Genomic DNA, 21,933 nt, shown 5'->3' with positions numbered 1-21,933 from the left:
ACGGCCCTGGGCTGCCACACGATGGAGGTTCCATGGCAACGGCAACCCCGAAGAGATGGCCTGTCATCGCCGCCGCGGCCGCGCTGTTGGTCGCCGGCGCACCCGCCGTCGTCGCCAGCGCCGGCCCGTCCGGCACCGCCGCCGGCCGACCCGACCGCGCCGAGTGGGCGGGCAGTTGGGCCACCGCGGTCACCCGGGGCAACTCGGTCGGCTTGACGAACACCGGCCTCAACAACCAGAGCGTCCGGATGATCGTGCACGTCTCGGTGGGCGGCCCGGCGCTGCGGGTACGCCTGAGCAACCTCTACGGCGAGCAGGCCGTCACCGTCGGCCGCGCGACCGTCGCCCGGCCGAACACCGCGACCCCCGACGACCTGTCCGACATCGACGCGGCGTCGGTGCGCCCACTGACCTTCACCGGCGCCACCACGACGACCATGAACCGGGGCGCCGAACTACTCAGCGACCCGCTCACCTTCCCGGTCGCCGACGACAGTGACCTGGTGGTCACCCTGCACTTCCCGACGCCGACCGGCCCGACCACGTTCCACGGGCAGTCCCAGCAGGCCAACTTCATCGGCGCGGGGGACCTGACCGGGGCGGCCGAGGGCACCGGCTTCACCACCCGGCCCACCTGCTGCTGGTTCTTCCTCTCCGGGGTCGACGTGCAGCGCAAGGGCAGCCCCGGCGCGCTCGTCGTGCTCAGCGACTCCATCGGCGACGGCAACGGCAGCACCGTCAACGCCAACCGGCGCTGGCCCGACCTGCTCTCCGACCGGCTGCTCGCCGAGCGGCCGGACAAGCGCACCCCCGGGGTGCTCAACCTGAGCCTGGCCGGCAACCGGCTCAACCACGAGGGCACCGAGCCCGGCGACGGCAACTACCCGGGTTACTACCAGCTCGGCCCGAACGCGGCCGCCCGGCTCAACGAGGACGTCTTCCCCCAGACCGGGGTGCGGACCGTCGTCACCCACCTGGGCATCAACGACATCTGGATGTCGAACGACGCACCCGAGGCGATCATCGGCACCCTGCGGCAGATCAACCAGCAGCTCCAGCAGCGTGGGCTGACCAGCCTGGTGGCCACGCTGACCCCGTACGAGGGGCACGGCGTCGAGGGCGTGTGGACGCCGCAGAAGGAGGCCACCCGCCAGGCGGTGAACGCGTACCTGCGGGGCAGCCGCGAGTTCGACGGGCTGCTCGACTTCGACAAGGTGCTGCGCGACCCGGCCCGGCCCAGCCAACTGCTGCCCGCGTACGACTCGGGGGACCACATCCACCCGAACGACGCCGGCAACCAGGCGCTCGCCAACGCCGTACCGCTGCGGCTGCTCGACCTGTGACACCGGCCGGGGGCGGCGGGTGGTCCCCGCCGCCCCCGGCGGCCACCGACATCCTGGGGAGGAGTTGGCCGTGCACGTGGAGGACATACTCACCGGCCTGTACAGCGAGCAGGGCAGACAGGATCCGTACCCGTGGTACGCGGACCTGCACCGGCTCGGCCCGATCAGCGCGGTCCCGGCGCGCGCCGAACACCGGACGGTGGCCGCGGTCGCGGTCGGCTACGACCTCGTCGACGGGCTGCTGCGCGATCCGGAGTGGACGAAACAGCCGCCACCGGGCTGGGAGGAGCAGGACATCCTGCGGACCTTCCAGACCTCGATGATGTTCGTCAACCCGCCCGACCACACCCGGATGCGGCACGTCTTCTCCCGCACCTTCACGCCACGCCGCCTCGGCGCGCTGGAACCGGTGATCCTGCGGGTGGTCGACGAGCTGCTGGACCGGATGGCGGACGCCGGGCAGGGCACCGTCGACTTCGTGGCCGACTTCGCGTACCCGATCCCGGCCCTGGTGATGGCCGAGTTCATCGGCATACCGGCCGCGGAGCTGCCGTGGTACCGCGAGCGGGTGGAGTGGATCGACGAGTTTCTGGACGTGGCGGGGAAGACCCCGCAGCGACTGGCCGCGGCCAACACCGCCGCCCAGGAGCTGCGGGTCTTCTACCGGGAGTTGATCGCGCACCGCCGCCGGATGCCCGGGGACGACCTGCTCAGCGGGTTGGTCGAGGCGCTCGACTCCGGGGAGGTGGAGCTGACCGAGGAAGAGCTGATCAGCAACCTGATCGTGCTGTTCAACGCCAGCTTCGTCACCACCGTCTACATGTTCAGCAACGGGCTGCCGCTGCTGCTGGCCCACCCGGAGACGGTCGCGGCGCTGCCCACCGACGACACGCTGGCGCAGGGCTGCGTCGACGAGGTGCTGCGGTTGGCCAGCCCGGTGCACTTCCTGGCCCGCGCCGCGCCCGCCGACACCGTGCTGCACGGTGTGCCGGTCGCCACCGGCGACAACGTACTGATCATGATCGGGGCGGCGAACCGGGACCCGGCCCGCTTCCCGGCCCCGGACACCTTCGACCCGACCCGTCCCGGCCCGCCGTCGCTGGCCTTCGGGGTGGGCCTGCACTTCTGCCTGGGCGCGGCGGTGTCGCGGCTGGAGGGTCGCCTCGCCCTGCCCCGGCTGTTCGCCAGGTTCCCCGCGCTGACGGTCACCGAGACGCCGACGTACAGCGGCAGCCTGTTCCTGCGCGGCATCGACACCCTGCTGGTCCGCACCTGTGGATAGGAGCGACATGGCCCCGCACCCCGAGGTGGCGGCGTACCGGGCGGCCCGCGCCGCCGCCGGCACCCCGCCGCTGTACGCGCAGACCCTGTCCGAGGCGCGCGCCGCGGACCTGGCCGCGATCCGGGCCGGCGCCGGCGCGGTCGAGCCGGTGACCGAGGTACGCGACGAGCGGTTCCCCGGGCCCGCCGGGGAGCTGCCGCTGCGGGTGTACCGGCCGACCGGGTCGGGTCCGCTGCCCACCCTGGTCTACTTCTTCGGGGGTGGCTGGACGCTCGGCAGCATCGACACCGCCGACGGCATCTGCCGGCGGCTGGCCAACGCCGTGCCCTGCCAGGTGGTCACCGTCGGCTACCGCCTCGCCCCGGAGCACCCGTTCCCGGCGGCGGTGCACGACTGCCACGCCGCCACCTCGTGGATCGCCCGGCACGCCGACGAGCTGGGCGTCGACCCGACCCGGCTGGCGGTCGGTGGGGACAGCGCCGGCGGGAACCTGGCCGCCGCGGTCACCCTGCTCAGCCGTACGGACGGGCCGCCGCTCGCCGCGCAGCTGCTGGTCTACCCGAACACCGACTCCAGCGGCGAACCGGCCGGGGACGACGACCCGGCGCTGTTCAACCGCCGTTCGGTCGCCTGGTACCGGACGCACTACCTGGCCGACCCGGCGCACGCCCGGGACCCGCTGGCCTCGCCGCTGCTCGCCGACGACCTGTCCGGGCTGCCGCCGGCGTTGGTGGTCACCGCCGAACTGGACCCGCTGCGCGCCGAGGGGCAGCGGTACGCCGAGCGGCTGCGCGACGCCGGGGTGCCCACCCGGTTGGACCACTACCCGGGCATGATCCACGGGTTCTTCGCCATGCCGGGTGCCTTCACCGACGGTCGGCGGGCGCAGGAGCGGGCGGCGGCGTTCCTCCGGGAGCACTTCGGGCTGCCGGCCGTGGATGGGCCGGCCGATGCCGCTGTGCCGGTGGTGACGAGCGGCCCGGTGGCGGGCGATGGGTGAGCGGGCGCTGGCCGACCCGCCGGCCGTGTCGCTCGCCGACTACGCCGAGCGGGCCCGGGCCGTGCTGCCGCCGGACGTGTGGGACTACCTGGCCGGCGGCAGCGCGGCCGAGGTGACCCTCGACGCGAACCGGCGCGCGCTGGACCGGGTCGCGGTGCTGCCCCGGGTGCTGCGCGGGGTCGACACCGTCGACCTGGGCACCCACCTGCTCGGCCGTCGGTACGCCATGCCGGTCGGGGTGGCACCGATGGCGTACCAGCGGCTGGTGCACCCGGACGGCGAGCTGGGTCTGGCGGCCGCGGCCGCCGCGGCCGCAATCCCCTACCTGGCGAGCACCCTCGGCAGTACACCCATCGAACAGGTCACCGCGGTGGGTGCGGACGTCTGGTTCCAGCTCTACTGGCTGCGCGACCGGGCCCTCGTACGCGACCTGCTGGACCGGGTCGTCGCGGCCGGGTGCCGCGCACTGGTGGTCACCGTTGACGTCCCGGTGCTCGGCCGACGCCCCCGGGACCTGCGCAACGGGTTCCGGCTGCCGGCCGAGGTGGTCGCCGCGAACCTCCCCGACGGTCGTGACGCGCTGGCGCACTCCGGCGCCCCCGGAGTGTCCGCGATCGCCGCGCACACCGCCGCGTCGTTCGCCCCGGCGCTGCGCTGGGCGGACCTGGCGTGGCTGCGCGAGCAGGTCGACCTGCCGTTGGTGGTCAAGGGACTGTTGGACCCGCGGGACGCCATCGAGGCGGTACGCGTCGGCGCGGACGCGGTGGTCGTCTCCAACCACGGTGGGCGGCAACTGGACGGCGCACCGCCCAGCGTCACCATGCTGCCGGAGGTCGTCGACGCGGTCGGGGACGGCTGCCAGGTGCTGCTGGACAGCGGCATCCGGGGCGGCACCGACGTGCTGCGGGCGCTGGCGCTCGGCGCGGCCGGGGTGCTGGTCGGCCGGCCGCTGCTCTGGGCCCTCGCCGTCGGCGGTGAGCCCGCCGCCCGGGACGCGTTGGCGCTGCTCGTCGCCGAACTGACCGACGCGCTCACCCTGGCCGGCTGCGCCGATCCGGCGGCGGCCGGCGAGCTGCGTACGCTCCGGGTGGGTTGAGCGGTGAGCGCCGCCGAACCCGTCGACCTGACCGTCGCCGACCTGCACCCCGCGCTTGGAGACCCGGCGCTGACCTCGATGAACTTCCTCAACGAGGTGTCCGAGCGGTACCCGGCGGCGGTGTCCCTCGCGGCCGGCCGGCCGTACGAGGAGTTCTTCGACCTGGCGGCGGTGCACCGGCACCTGGACACCTTCCACCGACACCTCGTCGACGACCTGGGGCACCCGCCGGAGCAGGCCCGGCGGGTGCTGTTGCAGTACGGTCGGACCAAGGGCATCGTGCACCACCTGATCGCCCGTAACCTCGCCGTCGACGAGGGGATCGCCGTCGACCCGCAGGACGTCGTGGTGACCGTCGGCTGCCAGGAGGCGATGTTCCTGGTGCTGCGGGCGTTGCGGGCCGGTCCCACCGATGTGCTGCTCGCGGTCGCCCCGACCTACGTCGGGCTGACCGGGGCGGCCCGACTGGTGGACCTGCCGGTGTGGCCGGTCGCCCCTGGATCGTCCGGGGTCGACCTGACCGACCTGGCCGATCAGCTCCACCGGGCGCGGTCGGCGGGGCTTCGTCCCCGCGCCTGCTACCTGATGCCGGACTTCGCCAACCCGTCCGGCGTCAGCATCGACACCGCCCACCGGCGACGACTGCTGGAGCTGGCCACGCAGGAGGACCTGCTGCTGCTCGAGGACAACCCGTACGGCCTGTTCCACAGCGAGGACGGGCCGCGCCCGCCCACCCTCAAGGCGATGGACAGCGGGCGGCGGGTCGTCTACCTCGGTTCGTTCGCCAAGACCGTGCTCCCCGGCGCGCGGGTCGGCTACGTCGTCGCCGACCAGCGGGTGGCCCTCCCGGACGGACGGGTCGGCCCGCTCGCCGACCAACTCGCCATGATCAAGAGCATGGTCACGGTGAACACGTCCCCGATCGCGCAGGCGGTCATCGGCGGCCGGCTGCTGGAACACGGGTGCAGCCTGGTGGCCGCGAACACCCGGGAGCGGTCCGCGTACACCCGGAATCTGCGCCACCTGGTGGCCGGCCTGACCCGGCGGTTCCCACCGGGGGAGGACGGCGCGGCGGCGGCGGTGCGGTGGACGGTGCCGGCCGGTGGGTTCTTCGTCGTGGTGACGGTGCCGTTCCCGGTCGACGACGCGCTACTGGACCGTTCGGCACGCGACTACGGGGTCCTGTGGACGCCGATGGCGCACTTCTACGACGACAGTCTGCCGGTCCACGCGTTGCGGTTGTCGGTGAGCGCGGTCACGCCGGAGCAGATCGACGTCGGGCTGGACCGGCTCGCGGCGCTGATCACCGACGAGGTGGCACGCCGGGCGGGTTGACACACCGCGTTCATCGGATGGCAATGCGCGACGACCCGCGTGTCGCCGTCCTGGGTGGACGGTCATAATAAACCGCATGGTTGCCTGGGAGTACGCCCTGCTCGTCCGTCGCTATCAGGGACAGGGTCGCAATTTTCACGTCTCGTTCGTCTGGTACGCGCCGGACGGGTCCCGCAAGGACATCACCGCCTACGGTGACACCGCCATCGCGCACCTCAACCGGGCCGGCCGGGAGGGGTGGGAGCTCGTCTCCGCCGCCGAGGACGTCAACAACGTCCAGGGCAGCACCGAAGTCCACCGCTACCACCTGAAGCGCCCCCTGGCCTGACCCGGCCCCCGTCCCGGCCCCCTTGTGCGCGTCGATCATGGAGTTGTGGTGGTGGACGAAAGTCGCCACTCGCCCTGATTCGGGCACCACAACTCCATGATCGACGGCGATGGCCTGTCGACCCGAGCCGCTCGGGTCAGCCCAGGTCGACGGTGGGGTAGAGGGGGTACGCGGCGAGCAGGTCGGTGGCCTGGCGGGCGACCTTGTCGGACAGGGCCGGATCCAGCGTGTACTTCGCCTTCGACGGGGTGCCGTCGGCGTTGGCGCCGGCGGTGGTCTGGGTCAGCACGGTGTGGATCAGCTCGGCGGTCTGGTCCATCTCGGCGGCGCCGAGGCCCCGGGTGGTCAGCGCCGGGGTGCCGATCCGGATGCCGGACGTGTACCAGGCCCCGTTCGGGTCCTGCGGGACCGAGTTGCGGTTGGTGACGATGCCCGAGTCGAGCAGCGCCTGCTCGGCCTGCCGGCCGGTGAGCCCGTAGCCGGACACGTCGATCAGCACCAGGTGGTTGTCGGTGCCGCCGGTGACAAGCGTCGCGCCCCGGCGCAGCAGCCCCTCGGCGAGCGCCTGCGAGTTGTCCACGATCCGCTGCGCGTAGTCGGCGAAGTCGGGCCGGCGGGCCTCGGCGAGCGCGACGGCCTTGGCGGCCATCACGTGCGGCAGCGGACCGCCGAGCACCATCGGGCAGCCGCGGTCCACCTGGTCGGCCAGCTCCGGCTGGCAGAGCACCATGCCGCCGCGCGGGCCGCGCAGCGACTTGTGCGTGGTGGTCGTGACGATGTGCGCGTGCGGCACCGGGTCGAAGTCGCCGGTGAACACCTTGCCGGCCACCAGGCCCGCGAAGTGCGCCATGTCGACCATGAAGGTCGCGCCGACCGACTCGGCGATCTCGCGCAGGATCCGGAAGTTGACCTTCCTGGGGTACGCCGAGTAGCCGCCGACCAGGATCAGCGGCTTGAACTCCCGGGCGGCCTCGGCCACCCGGTCGTAGTCGATCAGGCCGGTCGCCGGGTCGGTGCCGTAGCTGCGCTGGTCGAACATCTTGCCGGAGATGTTCGGCCGGAAACCGTGGGTCAGGTGGCCGCCGGCGTCCAGCGACATGCCGAGCATCCGCTGGTTGCCCAGCTCACGGCGCAGTGCGAACCAGTCCGCCTCGGTGAGGTCGTTGACCTGACGGACCTGGGCCTTCTTCAGGGCGGGGGACTCCACCCGGTCGGCCAGCACCGCCCAGAAGGCGACCAGGTTGGCGTCGATGCCCGAGTGCGGCTGCACGTACGCGTGCGCGGCGCCGAACAGCTCCCGGGCGTGCTCGGCGGCGAGCGCCTCGACGGTGTCGACGTTCTGGCAGCCGGCGTAGAAGCGGCGGCCGACGGTGCCCTCGGCGTACTTGTCGCTGAACCAGTTGCCCATGGCCAGCAGGGTCGCCGGGGAGGCGTAGTTTTCGCTGGCGATCAGCTTGAGGGACTCCCGCTGGTCGGTCAGCTCGGCGCCGATGGCGTCGGCGACCCGCGGCTCGACGGCTCGGATCACCTCGAGGGCGCTCCGGAATGCGGTGGACTCGGCGTTGCGGGACATGCGACCTCCAACAGACGTGCGGGAAGGCCCAGGCGCTCGGCAAACGTCCACGTGACGAGGCCGCTCCCCGATGGTTATCCATCCCCACGCGCCAGTAACGGCCTGGGCCGATCCTACCGGCCCGGGCCGGGCCGTTCGGTCCGCCCTCCGGGAGGCGACCCCCGCCGATGTGGTTGGGCGTTGCGTCGCGGGGCACACGGTAGGTGACCACCGCGCCGTCAAGGGTGCGGCCAGGTTTCGCACAGAAGGAGTCGAGAACATGGGCACACCCACCTCGGACCGGCCACTCGCCCTGGTGACCGGGGCTTCAAGCGGGATCGGGTACGAACTGGCGGCGCAGTTCGTCGAGCACGACTTCGACCTGATCATCGCCGCCGAGGACGACGGCATCGAGTCGGCGGCCCAGAAGCTGCATCGCGACGGTGGCCCGCAGGTCTGGTCGGTCCGCGTCGACCTGGCTCGCGAACAGGGCGTGACTGAACTGGTCGCCGCCGTCACCGCGACCGGTCGCCCACTGGAGGCGCTGGCCCTCAACGCCGGTCGGGGTGCCGGTGGCGCGTTCGTCGGCGGCACCGACCTTGCTGACGAACTGGAGGTCGTCGACCTCAACGTGCGTTCGACGGTGCACCTGGCGAAGCTGTTGCTCCCCGCGATGGTCGACCGGGGTGCCGGTCGGGTCCTGTTCACCTCGTCGATCGCCTCCACCATGCCGGGGCCGTTCCAGGCGGTCTACAACGCCTCGAAGTCGTTCGTGCAGTCGTTCTCCGAGGCGCTGCGCAACGAGCTGAAGGACACCGGCGTCACGGTCACCGCGTTGCTGCCGGGCCCGACCGACACCGCGTTCTTCGAGCGGGCCGAGATGCAGGACACCCGGGTCGGTTCGGGTGAGAAGGACGACCCGGCGAAGGTCGCCGAGCAGGGCTTCGCCGCGATGATGAAGGGTGACCAGACGGTCACCGCCGGCTCCCTGGTGAACAAGGTGCAGACCGCCGCCGGCAAGATCATTCCGGACAAGCTCAAGTCCGAGCAGCACCGCCGAATGGCCGAGCCAGGATCCCGAAACTGACGCCCGCGCCCCGCGCCCCGCGCCCCGCGCCCCGCGCCCCGCGCCCCGCGCCCCGCGATCTTGCACTTTCTGTTGCGACAAACGGCACTAAATATCGCTAACCAGGAGCAGGAAGTGCAAGATCGCGTGGGCGTGGGCGTGGGCGTGGGCGTGGGCGTGGGCGTGGGCGTGGGCGTGGGCGGGCCCTTCGACGTGCTGCGGTGGCCTCAGGCCGTCACCGCGTCGAGCGCCTTCTTGATCGCCTTCGGCGCGGTGGGGGTACGCGGCGCATCCGCGCGTAGCGCGATCATCTTCTCGCCGATCTCCTGGAGCTGCTTGCGGCCCAGCGCGTCGCGGACCTTGGGGAACCACTCCTCCTCTTCCTCCTCGACGTGGTGGGTGACGTTCTCGATCAGCACCGTCGTCTTGGCGTTGAACCGCTCGTCGCTGGCGTCCATGCTGGCCAGCTCGGCGCAGAGCACGTCGGCGACGTGGTGTTCCTCGTACGACTCGAGGATGTCGTCCTCCAGGTCGGGCAGCAGCCGGCGGACCTCCGGGTACATCACCTCGTTCTCCAGGTAGGTGTGCACCGTCAGCGCTTCCAGGATCTGGTTCACCAGCTTCTGCCGCTGGCTCGCCGGCCCCTCCTCGGCGTCCTGGAAGGCCTTGAACAGGCGGCGCATTTCTTTGTGGTCCTCTTTGAGCAGCACGATGGCATCGGTCGACACCGGTATGACCTCCCTGAACAGCCTCCTCTGGTGTGGTTCCGGTACCCCGACGACCACTGCGGAAACAGGCGAATCCGCCTCAGACCATGGCCAGGGTTCGGGGGATCTCGTCGAGCAACTCCCGAGCCAGGAAACCGATCCGGCCGTAGCGGGGGATCAGTCGTTGACCGCTCACCGAGTGCGCGAAGGAACCCCAGCAGGCCGCCTGGGCCGGGTCCGCGCCGCGGGACAGCAGCCCCGCCAACAACCCGGCGAGGACGTCGCCGCTGCCGGAGGTGCCGAGCCCGGCGTCGCCGCTCTCCTCTCGCCAACCCCGTCCGTCCGGGGCGGCCACGTGCCCGTACAGCGACACGACCGCCTCGTACCGGGCGGCCAACTCGGCCGCCTCGGCGTCCAGGTCGTCGCCCGGGTCCCGTCCGAGCAGGTGCCTGGCCTCGGTCACGTTGGGCGTGAGCACCACGGGCCGACCCGAGCCGACAAGCAGGTCCGGTGCGTGGCTGAGCGCACCGAGGGCGTACGCGTCGAGCACCAGCGACGTGTCCGGACGGGCCGCCTCCAGGACGAGAGCCAGCAGCCGGTTGGTTTCGTCGATCGCCTTCAGGCCTGGGCCGACCACCACCACGTCGGCCTGCGCGACCAGATCGCCGAGTTGGCCGTCCCGGTCGGCGGCCACCGCGCCGTCGGCGGTCTCCGGCAGACCGACCACCAGCGCCTCGGGTACCTGGATGCTCAGCGCGGCGGCGGTGGACTCGGCGGCGGCGAGTTGAAGCACCCCGGCGCCGGCGCGCAACGCGGCCACCCCGGCGAGCAGTACCGCGCCCGGTGTGAAGCGGGCACCACCGACCACCAGCACGGTGCCCCGGCTCTCCTTGCCACCGACCGGCACCGGCAGCGCCCAGTCCCGCAGCAACGCCGGTGTGATGACCTTTACCTCAGACCGGCTCGGCATGGATCTCGTCCTCCCTGGTCGGCTCGGCGCCCTGCTGACGCAGGTGCGCGACGTCGTTGAAGGCGGTGAGCGCGAGTCGCCCCTCGGCGTCCGCCGACCACTCGGTGATCGAACAGTTGGCGATCACGTCCTGCCGGGTGAGCGCCATCAGCTCGTCCTCGGTCAACCCCTCGACCAGATAACGAAGCAGGAAGACGAGCGCGTCATGGCCGAAGAGCAGCACCCGGCAACCCTCGTGGTCACGGCGCAGGTCGCCCAGGAGAGTCCGCAGCCGCAATGCCACGTCCGTCCAGGACTCCCCGCCCGGCGGTCGGTAGTAGAACTTGCCCAACCGTTCCCGACGGTCGGCCTCGTCCGGGTACCGCCGTCGTACCCCGTGCCCGGTCAGCCCGTCGAGGATGCCCAACTCCCGGTCGCGCAGCCGCTCGTCGCGGTGCACGGGCACTTCGGTGCCGGCCAGCGCCAGCCGCGAGGTCTGCACCGCGCGCAGGTACGGCGACACCACCGCCACGTCCGGCCGCTTCGCGTCCGGCAGTGCCGCCAGCCAGCGGCCGGTCGCCCGGGCCTGCTCCTGGCCGGTCGCGGAGAGCGGCACGTCGGCGTCGCGGTGGGTCAGGTCGATCAGCTCGGCGCCCGACGCCTCGGCCCGCGTCGCCGCGACGTTCGCGGTGCTCTCGCCGTGCCGGACGATCCAGAGGGTTGCCAGTTCCGCCATGCGGCCCCCCTACCCGGGTGCCGCACCCGGTAACCGTGTCCGGCCCGCCGACCCTCGGGCGAGGGCCGGCGGGCCGGTGGCTTACGGCTGGTAGGCGATCTTCGGCACCCAATTGGTCGTGTCGTAGGCGCTCGTGCCGTTCTGGTGCTGGTGGAAGCGCAGGGTGTCACCCGCGGCCACGCTCAGTTCGATCATGGGGAACGGAACCCGGTCCACCGGACCGACCTTCTGCCTGCCGGTGGATGGCCAGACGTTCGTCCCGTTCCGGGTCAATCGGACCAGCACTCCGTCGGCCCCCGAGCCGTTGTCGGTGTAGAGGTCGCCCAGCGCCGAGGTGATCCGAACCCTGCCGGCACGCGGAGCGACCCAGGCCCGCACCGACTCACGGTCGTCGTCGGCGTGTTGCGCGACCGGCCCGATCTGCAGGTACGGTGCCGTGCCCTGCCACCGCTGTTCGACGGCGTCCCACGTCATCGGGGTGCCGCCAACACCCTCGTCGTACTCCTCGTACGACCACTGCGCCGCGCCCTGCACGCTGCCGAAGTCACCGTTACCGGACCAGCTCACCCGACTGTCCCCGGTGTAGGTCAGGGTCGGCAACCAGAGGGTGGTGTCGTAGGCGGAGGTGACGTTCTGGTTGACGTGGAAGGCGATCCGGTCGCCTGCGGCCACCGTCACGTCCACGGGGTTGAAGGGCAGGGTGCTGGCTGGCTCGACCGCCGCGTAACCGGTGGCCGGCCAGACGGGCAGCCCGTTCTTGAGGATTTTCACGCGGACGCCGTCGGCGCCGGGGCCGCCGCCGGCGCGGATGCCGTCAAGGTCGGCGCCGACGCGCAGCGTGCCGGCTCGTGGCGCCGTCCAGACCCGCACCGAGTCGCGGTCGCCATCCGGGTGCCAGCCGATGGAGTCCAGCAGGGAGAACGTCGACGTGCCGTGCCAGCGCTGGTCGCCGTCCGACCACGTCATGTCGGTGTAAGCGGTGCCGTCGTACTCCTGGTAGCGCACTCCGTTCTCACCCTGTTTCTTAGCGGCGTCGGTGCTCAGGCTGACAGTGTTGCGGTCGAAGCCGGCGGCGTTCAGGGTGACCTTCTGCCGGTACAACCAGCGCATGTGCTCCGGGAGGTCGACGCCGTTGTGCGGCCAGCGGAAGAAGTAGCCGTAGTAGACGTAGAACTGCCGGCTGACGATGCCGTTTGTGGAACCGTCGACCCCGACGATGGTCTCGTAGGGCTGAATGGTGGCCTTGCTGTTCGCGTTGCTGCTCAGGAGCCATGACGGCGTGTCGAAGCGGGCCGGGTCGTCGCCGACCGCGAGGAAGATGCCCTGCCCCTGGCCGCCGCTGCCACCGGTGAGCAGGTACTTGCCGAGGTAGGTGCTGTAAGCGGCGGCGCCGTGCGAGTCGTAGGAGTTCGTCGGGCTGGCAGCGACGACCTCGGTGGCCTGCCCGTGCATGCCGGGCTCGTTCCAGGCGCCGGCGTGGTATTTCGTCCACGGGCTGACCGTGCCGCGTTTGGCGGCGTCGATCACCTCGGCGACCGGGGCGCGGGCGACGACCGGCATGCCGAACTCGGTGAAGTACACGTGGAGGAAGCCGTCCTTGAGGACGAAGGGCATTCCGCCGATGTTGTCGGTCGAACCGTCGGGTGCCTTGGTGCGGGCGGCGACTGTCTTGCCCAGCAGGGTGAAGTGCTCCCCGTTGTCGGTGGAGTACGCCAACCCGCCGGCCCACCACCCGGATGTCTGCGGATTGGCGTTCTCGATGTGGCAAAACGCGAGGAGGTGACCTTCCTCGGTGCGGTAGATGCTTGCGATCCACCACTGCCCGTCGAGGCCGTGCGGATTGCGGAACCGGTTGGCCGTCGTGTCGGCGTACACCCGCGCCTGGGCGGGACGGGCGAGGTCGCCGCGGAACTTCTGCACCTGTCGGCCGAAGTCCGAGGAGTGGTAGAAGTCGAACTGGCTGCCGTTGGGGACGACCGACAGGCTGGCATCCAGCGCGGTGCGCTCACCGATCCGGTCGAAGTCGGCGGGGTTCATGACCAGTTCGGCCTGGTCGAGGGTGAACTTCGGCTCGTAGTCGTAGCTGACCCGCGGATTCCACGAGAGCCCGTCGTGCAGTCCCGTCCCTGCCCGGTTCGCGTGGAACAGGAGCGTGTCACCGGCGTTGACGGCGGTGGTGAAGACGTGTTGGGCCATGAACGCGGGTCGCAGGTGCTGGAAGTCGGCCGACGGCCACACCTTGCTCGTCGTGCCGCCACTACGCTTGCGGACGAAGGTCCGGACGCCGTCGACGTTCGTGATGTCGGGGTCGATGTAGGTCTGGTGGTCCATGGTGCCGCGCACCGTGACCGCGCCACCCCGCGGCGCTGTCCAGGCGATGACCGCGTCATTGGTGTCCGGGTGAAGTCCGCTGCGGCTGATGATGCAGAACTCGCAGTTGCCCCGCCACCGGTCCCGCGTCGGCTCCCACACCATTGGTGTGTAGGCGGCACCGTCCCACTGCAGATAGGACCACTGGCTCGCGCCCTGTGTACTGGAGAATCCCACCGCGAACTGGTAGTCGTCCGGCACGACGGTCGGCGCGGCCTCGGCGGGTGTCGGGCGCAGCGCAGGTGTGCCGACGAGGTTCGCCGCGGCGAGTACCAGGGCCAGCGCCAAGACCCCGTGGCGCACGGGCTTCCGAAGCATGATCACGAGGTCTCCAGCGGCTCGTCGACGGTCCGGCACACGCTAGACGATCACCCGACCCGCCGCGGCCCCTGCCCGGCGCGAAGGCGCACCCAAGCGACAGGGTGTCGCCGCGAACCCGCGGGCCGTTAAGTGCGGCACCGACACGCCACCTCGTCGTACGGCTGGGAGTGACGCTGCTGGGTCGGTGCCCTGCTGAGCGTCGCTGTCGGTCTCGGGGCAGCGCCGCGACCCGGTGACGCGAGACGATGGGCGCCGGACAGCCGACGGGGGTCAGGAATGACTGTCTTACGAGGTCTGCGTGAAGCGGCCCTGTTGTTCGTGGTGATCGGGGCGCTGGTCGCGGTCGCGGTGATGATCTGGGTGGCGGTCGACGGCGGTGACTACGTCGCTCGGCTGGGCATCGGCTTGGTTGTGGTGGGCGGGCTCATCGGCATGACGGGCGACCTGACGCTGAGCCGGATCAGCATGCTCGGTGCACGCGCCACGTTCGGTGCCGCGCCGGAGCGGGAGACGGCCGGCGGCGGGCGCGTGCTCACCGGGGTCGGCATCTTCCTCTTCGCGGGGCTGCCACTGATCGTGGTCGGCGTGCTGCTGCTCTCCTGACCGAGCGCTCCGTCGGCGCCGCGCCAGTGTCCGCTCGGTGGCCGTGCGCCGCGCTCGCGCGTCGTACCCTCAGGGCGTGGCCACGGCGGCGGAGGAGATCCAGGTGGGGGAGCGGCTGGTCCGCGTCTCCAGCCCCGACAAGCCGTACTTCCCGGAGCGTGGGCTGACCAAGCTGGACGTGGTCCGCTACTTCCTGGCGGTGGGTGACGGCATCCTGCGTGCGCTGCGGGATCGGCCGACCATGCTCGAACGCTGGCCGCGTGGTGTCTTCGAGGGCGCGACGATCGCCACCCGGCAGACCAATCGAGGCGACGCGTTCTACCAGAAGCGGCTGCCGGCCGGTGCGCCCGAGTGGGTGCGGACCGCGCACATCACCTTCCCCAGTGGCCGCACCGCCGACGAGGTCGCGCCGAGCGAGTTGGCCGTGGTCATCTGGGCGGCCAACCTGGGCACCCTGCGGTTCCACCCGTGGCCGGTCACCGCCGCCGACGTGGAACGCCCCGACCAGTTACGCATCGACCTCGATCCGATGCCCGGCGTCGGCTTCGAGCAGGTGGTGCCGGTGGCGCACGAGGTGCGGGCGTTCCTCGCGGAGCTGGGCATGACCGGCTACCCGAAGACCACCGGCGGTCGGGGGTTGCACGTCTACCTGTCGATCGAACCGCGCTGGAGCTTCGGTGACTGCCGTCGCGCGGTGCTCGCGCTGGGCCGGGAGATGCAGCGCCGGCTGCCGGACCTGGTCACCACCACCTGGTGGCGTGAGCAACGCGACCGGCCGGTCTTCGTCGACTACAACCAGATGGCCCGGGACCACACGGTGACCTCGGCGTACTCGATCCGGCCCACGCCGGCCGCGCTGGTCTCCGCGCCGCTTGACTGGTCGGAGCTGGACCAGGTTCGGCCGGAGGACTTCGACGTGCTCAGCATGCCGGCCCGGTTCGCCGAGCGCGGCGACCCGCACGCCGGCCTGGACGGTGACCGGCACTCGCTGGAACCGCTGCTGGAGCTGGCCGACCGGGACGGGCTGGAGGCCCCGCCGGAGCGCTGAGCCCCGGTCAGGCCCAGGGGCTGCCGGCCCCGTCGAACTCCTCGAAGACCAGCCAGGTGCGGGTGGACAGCACACCGGGAATGCTCTGCACCCGGCCCAGCACCACGTCCCGCAGTGCGGCGTTGTCCGGCGCGCGCACCAGGGCGAGGACGTCGTGGTCACCGCCGAGCAGCGCGGCGTGCTCGATGTAGCGCACCTGGGCCAGCTCGGCGGACACCTCCCGCCAGGTGTTCTGCTCGATGGTCAGGGCGATGTACGCCGACGTGCCCAGCCCGGCCGCCTCGGGCGCCACCTGGGCCCGGAACCCGGTGATCACCCCGTCGCGCAGCAGCCGCTCCACCCGCGCGTACGCGTTGGTGCGGGAGATGTGGATCCGTTCGGCGAGGGTGCGCACCGACGTGCGACCGTCGCGGACCAGCTCGTCGAGGATCCGCCGGTCGACCTCGTCCAGCGGTCGGGCCGATCGTCCCGATCCCGCACCCCGGCCCGCTTCGTCGGCGGTCTCCTGGCTCACCGCTGGTCCTTGCGCATGCCAACCGTCCCGCCTTCTGTGTCGATCTTGAGTCAATCATCCACAAGCGGAAGCATAGGCTCACCACACGTCCCAGGAGGTTCCGCCGTGACGACCACTCCCCAGGCGGTCCGCAGGGCATCCCCGCGCACCCGACGGGCGGCCACCCCGCCCGACCCGGCGCGCCCGCTGCTGCCGGAAACCGAACCGGTCCGCCTACTCGACCCGACCGGCACGCCGCTGCCCGCCCGCGCCGACTACCCCGAGCCACCCGTCGAGGTGCTGCGCGAGCTGTACCGCCGGATGGTGCTCGGCCGCCGCTTCGACACCCAGGCCACCGCGCTGACGAAGCAGGGCCGACTCGCCGTCTACCCGTCCTCGCGCGGTCAGGAGGCGTGCCAGGTCGGCGCGGTCCTCGCGGTCCGCGACACCGACTGGGTCTTCCCCACCTACCGCGAGTCGATGGCGCTGGTTGCCCGGGGCATCGACCCGGTCGAGGTGCTCACCCTGCTGCGCGGTGACTGGCACTGCGGCTACGACCCGACCGAGGTACGCACCGCACCGCAGTGCACCCCTCTCGCCACCCAGTGCGTGCACGCCGCCGGACTGGCACACGGCGAGGCGTACCAGGGTCGCGACACGGTGGCGCTTGCCTTCATCGGCGACGGCGCGACCAGCGAGGGCGACTTCCACGAGGGGATCAACTTCGCCGCCGTGTTCAAGGCGCCGGTGGTCTACTTCGTGCAGAACAACAGGTACGCGATCAGCGTCCCGCTGTCGCGCCAGACCGCCGCGCCGTCGCTCGCCTACAAGGGCGTCGGCTACGGCGTACCCAGCGAGCAGGTCGACGGCAACGACCCGGTCGCGGTGCTCGCCGTGCTCACCCGCGCGGTCGCGCACGCCCGTGCCGGTAACGGGCCGTTCCTGGTCGAGGCGCACACCTACCGGATGGAACCGCACACCAACGCCGACGACGCCACCCGCTACCGCGACGGCGCCGAGGTCGACGCCTGGCGGGACCGGGACCCGGTCGCCCGGCTGGAGACCTACCTGCGGGCCCGCGGCGCACTCGACGACGCGGCGGTCGCCGAGGTCGCCGAGCAGGCCGAGGCGTACGCGGCGGACCTGCGGACCCGGATGAACGAGCAACCCACGGTCGACCCGCTGAGCCTCTTCGACCACGTCTACGCCGAGCCCACCCCGCAGCTTGTCGAACAGCGTGAGCTGGTCCGCGCCGAGCTGGCCGCCGCCCGCGCCGAGGAGGGTGACGCCTGATGGCCACCACCATGGCGAAGGCGCTCAACGCCGCGCTCGCCGACGCGCTCGCCGCCGACGACCGGGTCGTCGTCTTCGGTGAGGACGTCGGCGCGCTCGGCGGCGTCTTCCGGATCACCGACGGCCTCCAGGCCCGCTTCGGCGAGACCCGCTGCTTCGACACCCCCCTCGCCGAGGCCGGCATCGTCGGTTTCGCCGTCGGCCTGGCCATGTCCGGCCTGCGCCCGGTGGTCGAGATGCAGTTCGACGCGTTCGCCTACCCGGCGTTCGAGCAGATCGCCTCGCACGTGGCGAAGCTGCGCAACCGCACCCGCGGGGCGCTGAGCGTGCCGATCGTCATCCGCGTGCCGTACGCGGGTGGGATCGGCGGAGTCGAGCACCACTGCGACTCGTCCGAGGCGTACTACGCGCACACGCCCGGGCTGAAGGTGGTCACCCCGGCGACCGTCGAGGACGCGTACTCGCTGCTGCGCGAGGCGATCGACGACCCCGACCCGGTGGTCTTCATGGAGCCCAAGAAGCTCTACTTCGCCAGCGCCGAGGCGTCCCTGCCCACCCACACCGCGCCGTTCGGCCGGGCCGTGGTGCGCCGACCCGGACGCGACGCCACCCTTGTCGCGTACGGGCCGGCGGTGCCGGTCGCGCTGGAGGCCGCCGAGGCCGCCCGCGAGGAGGGGTGGGACCTGGAGGTCGTCGACGTCCGCACCATCGTGCCGTTCGACGACGAGACGATCACCGCCTCGGTCCGGCGTACCGGCAGGTGTGTGGTGATCCAGGAGGCACCCGGCTTCGCTGGCGTCGGCGCGGAGATCGCCGCCCGGGTGCAGGAGCGCTGCTTCCACGCGCTGCACGCCCCGGTGCTGCGGGTCGCCGGTCTGGACATTCCCTACCCGGCGCCGATGCTCGAGCACACCCACCTGCCCGGCGTGGACCGGGTCCTCGACGCGGTGGCCCGCCTGCAGTGGGACGACCAGCCGGACGCGCGTTGGGCGGCGGCATGACCACCGTCGACCGGACGCAGGTCTTCCTCCTGCCCGACCTGGGCGAAGGGCTGAGCGAAGCCGAGATCGTCGAGTGGCGGGTAGCCGTCGGTGACGTGGTCACCGTCGACCAGAGCGTGGTCGAGGTGGAGACCGCCAAGGCCGTCGTCGACGTGCCCTGCCCGTACGCCGGCCGGGTGGTCACCCTGCACGGCGCGGCCGGTGAGGTCCGTCCGGTCGGTCAACCGTTGATCACCATCGCGCCGCTCGACGGGGGCGACGAGCCCGCCGGGCACGCCACCTACCGCGAGGAGGAGCAGGCCGGGTCCGGCAACGTGCTGATCGGGTACGGCACCGGCCACGGCGGCGCCACCCGCCGTCGGCGTCGGCCACGACTGGCGGTGGCCCCCGAACCGGCCGACGTCGGCGCGGCGGACCCGTCCCTGTCCGACGCCGCCGGGTCCGACGGCGGCTCGACGGCCGGTCGTACCTCCGCCGCAAACGCCGCGTCCGGCGGCCCGGCGCGATCACCGGTCGCCCTGGTCATCTCGCCGATCGTGCGTCGGGTGGCCCGCGAGCGCGGCGTCGACCTCGCCACCGTGCGGGGCACCGGGCCCGGGGGCGTGATCCGCCGCGCCGACGTGGAGGCCGCGCTGACCGTGCCCGCCGCCCGGCTCGCCGCCGTGCCGGACCCGAAGGTCGCGTCGGCAACGGTCGGTGACGGCGACGTGATCGTCCCGCTCACCGGCGTCCGCAAGGTCATCGCCGACAAGCTCTCCCGCAGCCGGCGGGAGATCCCGGAGGTGACCATCTGGGTGGACGTGGACGCCACCGGACTGCTGGAGACCCGTGCCGCGATCAACGCCGCCACGCCCGACGCGCCGGTGAGCATCCTGGCCCTGCTGGCCCGGATCTGCCTCAGCGGGCTGCGTCGGTTCCCGCAGCTCAACGCCCGGGTCGACACCGAGGGACAGCGGATCGTCCAGTCCGCCGGGGTGCACCTCGGCATCGCCGCGCAGACCGACCGGGGTCTGCTGGTGCCGGTGCTGCGCGACGCCCACCGGCTCACCACCGCCGAACTGGCCGCCGAGCTGACGGCGACCACCGCCGCCGCACGCGCCGGCAGCCTGCCCCCGGCCCGCCTGACCGGGGGCACCTTCACCCTGAACAACTACGGGGTGTTCGGCGTCGACGGCTCCACCCCGATCATCAACCACCCGGAGGCGGCCCTGCTCGGGGTCGGGCGGATCGTGGACAAGCCGTGGGTGGTTGACGGGCAGCTCGCCGTCCGCAAGGTGACCCAGCTCAGCCTCACCTTCGACCACCGGGTCTGCGACGGCGGGGTGGCCGGTGGCTTCCTGCGGCACGTCGCCGACTGCGTGGAGCGCCCGGCGCTGCTGATCGCCGCCGTCTGACGCGTACCCCCTCGGTCCCGGCGTCGCCCGTGCGGCGCCGGGACCGACGCACGTCCGGGCCCGCGGCGCCGCGAACGGGCCGCTCATTCCCGGCGGTGTCGTCCGGCGCCGGGTTTCCCGGCCACCGCAGGGGGAAGTCGGCCCCGCCGGAGCGCACCGCACGCGTCGAAGGGAGCCGGCCTGTGGCCGTGGCAAACGAGCTGCTACTGAACTCGGTCCGGGTACGACGGCCCGCCTCGGCCGGCGCGCCGCTGTACTGCGACGCCCTCGAGTACGGGCTGACCGGTGACGGCTCGACGAACGACCAGCCGGCGCTTGCCGCCCTCGTGGACCGCCTCGGCGCCGGGTACGCCTCGGACGGACGGGCCCGGGTCATCTACTGCCCGCCGGGCATCTACTCGATCCGGGACGCCGGCACGGTGTGGCGCAGCGGGGTGTCGTTGATCGGGGCCGGCCCGGCGGCGACCCGGTTCATGCTCAGCAACGAGGGCAACCGCGCCGACCCGACGCCCCTGGCGTTCTGGACCACCGTGCAGCACGGCGCCGACCGGGACCGGCACATCGCCGACTGCACCTTCTCCGACTTCCAGATCGACGGCTCCGGCGTCGCCATGGCCGAGTACAACTACCTGGCCAAGGGCCTCGGCCTGCAGTACGTGGTGCGGGGCGTCTTCCGCAACCTCTACATCCACCACACCGCGGCCACCGGGCTGGGCTGCGACTTCCTCCAGGACTCCCTGATCGACGGTGTGGTGGTGGTCGGTTGTGGCCGACTGGACAACGGCGAGCAGATGGGCGGCGCCGGCATCGGGATCGGCATCGGCGGGTGGGGAGCGGTGGAGCGGCTGACCATCGCCAACTGCACCGCCCTGGCCAACGGCACCAACGGCATCTTCCTGGAGTTGCAGAAGGACTACTGGGCGCCGCCGCGCGGCTACCGCATCGTCGGCTGCCACAGTCAGGGCAACCGCTTCGGCATCTCCGACTGGGGCGCCGACGGCCTGATCGTCTCCGCCTGCACGATGACCGGGAACCTGGAGACCGGGTTCGACGTGTCGGCGCAGGGCACCTCGTCGGTGGCCGGCCGGGGTGGGCTGCTCACCGACTGCGTCATCGACGGCAACATGCGCGACGGGGTGAGCATCGGCAACAGCCCCGGCCCGTACACCGTCCGAGGCAACCGGATCAGCGGCAACGGCCGGCACGGCTACCACGCGCACGACCTCCGGCGCGGCTACCGGGGCGCGATCCGGGACGTGGTGATCGAGAGCAACGAGTTCTGGGGCAACGGCCTCGACGCGATCCGGATCGACCACCAGATGACCGACGCGGTGCTGCTCAACAACCGGATCCGCAACAACGGACGGCAGTACGGCGAGGGCACCGGCGGCTCGGGCGACGCCGTCAGATACAGCGAGCGGTGCCTGGTGGACCGGTCGGCCAACTGGCCGCACGACGGGCACCGGGGCAAGGTGCTGCGGGTCGGGAAAGCCGTCGCCATGGTGGCCTCCAACACCGGCGACGAACTCACCCTGGCCCCGGTCCGCCCGGACGCGTTCACCGCGTGGAGCGGGGACGTGCCACCGCCGGGATGCGGATACGAGTTGGCCGCCGCACCGAAGCTGCGGGCCGGCATCACCATCGACGCGCCGTTCGACTCGGCCACCATCCGGGGTAACCGGATCTGGGACAACCACGACACCCAGACCCAGACGCACGGGCTGTGGATCACCGAGCGGGGCAGTTGCGTGGACTGCCGGGTCGAGGACAACGACCTGGCCGGCAACGCCGACGAGGGCATGCGACTGGACACCCCGCCGGTGGGCGGCCGGTGGCGGGACAACCACGTGGACAGCGACTGGAGCTGAGCGCGACCGGGGCTTGACGACGTGCGGCGGGGGGGGGGGGGTGGGGGCGGCCGCCCCACGGCTTGGGAGGGGGGGGGGGGCGCCCCCGGGCCGCCCCGCGGGGGGGGGGGGGGGCCCCGGCCGCGCGGGCGGGGTGGGGGGGTGGCCG

Annotated in this window: 19 protein-coding genes and 1 riboswitch; of the genes, 13 read left to right on the top strand and 6 right to left on the bottom strand. The window is 72.1% G+C overall.

Annotated features, from left to right (window positions below; translation table 11 throughout):
* The first annotated feature begins 65 nt into the window (after window positions 1-65).
* The 6 genes from AB0C15_RS31520 (at window position 66) to AB0C15_RS31495 (ending at window position 6,384) form a co-directional block, all read left to right on the top strand.
* Complete coding sequence (locus AB0C15_RS31520; protein ID WP_357358213.1) at window positions 66-1,343, top strand: SGNH/GDSL hydrolase family protein; 1,278 nt, start codon at window positions 66-68, stop codon at window positions 1,341-1,343.
* A gap of 70 nt (window positions 1,344-1,413) precedes the next feature.
* The gene (locus AB0C15_RS31515; protein ID WP_357358188.1) at window positions 1,414-2,625 is read left to right on the top strand and encodes a cytochrome P450; all 1,212 of its coding nucleotides are present in this window, start codon (window positions 1,414-1,416) and stop codon (window positions 2,623-2,625) included.
* A gap of 7 nt (window positions 2,626-2,632) precedes the next feature.
* On the top strand, window positions 2,633-3,625 hold the full coding sequence (locus AB0C15_RS31510; RefSeq protein WP_357358186.1) for an alpha/beta hydrolase: 993 nt from the start codon (window positions 2,633-2,635) through the stop codon (window positions 3,623-3,625).
* Entirely contained in the window at window positions 3,618-4,721 is a 1,104-nt protein-coding gene (locus AB0C15_RS31505; protein ID WP_357358184.1) for an alpha-hydroxy acid oxidase, read from the top strand. The genes AB0C15_RS31510 and AB0C15_RS31505 overlap by 8 nt, the downstream gene beginning before the upstream one ends.
* A 3-nt stretch (window positions 4,722-4,724) precedes the next feature.
* Window positions 4,725-6,056 carry a PLP-dependent aminotransferase family protein gene (locus AB0C15_RS31500; RefSeq protein WP_357358182.1) on the top strand — a complete coding sequence of 444 codons (1,332 nt, stop codon included), beginning with the start codon at window positions 4,725-4,727 and terminating at the stop codon, window positions 6,054-6,056.
* Between the two features lie 67 nt (window positions 6,057-6,123).
* Window positions 6,124-6,384 carry a hypothetical protein gene (locus AB0C15_RS31495; RefSeq protein WP_357358211.1) on the top strand — a complete coding sequence of 87 codons (261 nt, stop codon included), beginning with the start codon at window positions 6,124-6,126 and terminating at the stop codon, window positions 6,382-6,384.
* Between the two features lie 136 nt (window positions 6,385-6,520).
* On the opposite strand, the gene AB0C15_RS31490 is transcribed toward AB0C15_RS31495, so the two are convergent.
* Window positions 6,521-7,957, bottom strand: coding sequence for a glycine hydroxymethyltransferase (locus AB0C15_RS31490; protein WP_357358180.1), 1,437 nt, complete (start codon window positions 7,955-7,957; stop codon window positions 6,521-6,523).
* 19 nt (window positions 7,958-7,976) lie between these two features.
* Window positions 7,977-8,066: riboswitch (ZMP/ZTP riboswitch) on the bottom strand.
* A gap of 150 nt (window positions 8,067-8,216) precedes the next feature.
* Here AB0C15_RS31490 and AB0C15_RS31485 point away from each other — a divergent pair.
* Window positions 8,217-9,023: an SDR family NAD(P)-dependent oxidoreductase gene (locus AB0C15_RS31485; RefSeq protein ID WP_357358178.1), complete on the top strand. Its 807-nt coding sequence runs from the start codon at window positions 8,217-8,219 to the stop codon at window positions 9,021-9,023.
* A gap of 206 nt (window positions 9,024-9,229) precedes the next feature.
* On the opposite strand, the gene AB0C15_RS31480 is transcribed toward AB0C15_RS31485, so the two are convergent.
* From AB0C15_RS31480 to AB0C15_RS31465, 4 genes are all read right to left on the bottom strand, one after another.
* Window positions 9,230-9,730, bottom strand: a complete 501-nt coding sequence (locus AB0C15_RS31480) for a hemerythrin domain-containing protein (RefSeq protein WP_357358176.1) — start codon at window positions 9,728-9,730, stop codon at window positions 9,230-9,232.
* 79 nt (window positions 9,731-9,809) lie between these two features.
* A complete protein-coding gene (locus AB0C15_RS31475; protein WP_357358174.1) occupies window positions 9,810-10,679 on the bottom strand; it encodes an NAD(P)H-hydrate dehydratase in 870 nt (289 codons plus the stop codon).
* Window positions 10,663-11,394, bottom strand: coding sequence for a histidine phosphatase family protein (locus AB0C15_RS31470; protein WP_357358172.1), 732 nt, complete (start codon window positions 11,392-11,394; stop codon window positions 10,663-10,665). Before AB0C15_RS31470 ends, AB0C15_RS31475 begins: the two co-directional genes overlap by 17 nt.
* An 81-nt stretch (window positions 11,395-11,475) precedes the next feature.
* Window positions 11,476-14,067 (bottom strand): hypothetical protein, encoded by a 2,592-nt coding sequence (locus AB0C15_RS31465; protein ID WP_357358169.1) that lies wholly within the window; start codon window positions 14,065-14,067, stop codon window positions 11,476-11,478.
* Window positions 14,068-14,361: 294 nt separating this feature from the next.
* Here AB0C15_RS31465 and AB0C15_RS31460 point away from each other — a divergent pair, with 294 nt between their 5' ends.
* Together AB0C15_RS31460 and AB0C15_RS31455 are read left to right on the top strand one after the other, a co-directional pair.
* Complete coding sequence (locus tag AB0C15_RS31460) at window positions 14,362-14,688, top strand: hypothetical protein (protein ID WP_357358167.1); 327 nt, start codon at window positions 14,362-14,364, stop codon at window positions 14,686-14,688.
* A gap of 76 nt (window positions 14,689-14,764) precedes the next feature.
* Window positions 14,765-15,736 carry a DNA primase small subunit domain-containing protein gene (locus tag AB0C15_RS31455; RefSeq protein WP_091397700.1) on the top strand — a complete coding sequence of 324 codons (972 nt, stop codon included), beginning with the start codon at window positions 14,765-14,767 and terminating at the stop codon, window positions 15,734-15,736.
* Window positions 15,737-15,743: 7 nt separating this feature from the next.
* On the opposite strand, the gene AB0C15_RS31450 is transcribed toward AB0C15_RS31455, so the two are convergent.
* Window positions 15,744-16,187, bottom strand: a complete 444-nt coding sequence (locus tag AB0C15_RS31450) for an Lrp/AsnC family transcriptional regulator (RefSeq protein ID WP_244311958.1) — start codon at window positions 16,185-16,187, stop codon at window positions 15,744-15,746.
* A 135-nt stretch (window positions 16,188-16,322) separates the two neighbouring features.
* Between AB0C15_RS31450 and pdhA the strand changes: the two genes are divergently transcribed.
* The 4 genes from pdhA to AB0C15_RS31430 all read left to right on the top strand — a co-directional run bounded on the left by pdhA (window position 16,323) and on the right by AB0C15_RS31430 (window position 21,785).
* Window positions 16,323-17,522 carry a pyruvate dehydrogenase (acetyl-transferring) E1 component subunit alpha gene (gene pdhA / locus AB0C15_RS31445; RefSeq protein ID WP_357358209.1) on the top strand — a complete coding sequence of 400 codons (1,200 nt, stop codon included), beginning with the start codon at window positions 16,323-16,325 and terminating at the stop codon, window positions 17,520-17,522.
* Window positions 17,519-18,523, top strand: a complete 1,005-nt coding sequence (locus tag AB0C15_RS31440; RefSeq protein ID WP_357358206.1) for an alpha-ketoacid dehydrogenase subunit beta — start codon at window positions 17,519-17,521, stop codon at window positions 18,521-18,523. The genes pdhA and AB0C15_RS31440 overlap by 4 nt, the downstream gene beginning before the upstream one ends.
* Window positions 18,508-19,917: a dihydrolipoamide acetyltransferase family protein gene (locus tag AB0C15_RS31435; RefSeq protein WP_357358204.1), complete on the top strand. Its 1,410-nt coding sequence runs from the start codon at window positions 18,508-18,510 to the stop codon at window positions 19,915-19,917. The genes AB0C15_RS31440 and AB0C15_RS31435 overlap by 16 nt, the downstream gene beginning before the upstream one ends.
* A 188-nt stretch (window positions 19,918-20,105) precedes the next feature.
* Complete coding sequence (locus AB0C15_RS31430) at window positions 20,106-21,785, top strand: right-handed parallel beta-helix repeat-containing protein (protein WP_357358202.1); 1,680 nt, start codon at window positions 20,106-20,108, stop codon at window positions 21,783-21,785.
* The last annotated feature ends 148 nt before the right edge of the window (window positions 21,786-21,933 follow it).

It is taken from the genome of Micromonospora sp. NPDC048835, assembly GCF_040649995.1.
In the GTDB taxonomy this organism is placed as follows: Bacteria; Actinomycetota; Actinomycetes; order Mycobacteriales; family Micromonosporaceae; genus Micromonospora.
This window is presented reverse-complemented; position numbering and strand designations above follow the sequence as displayed.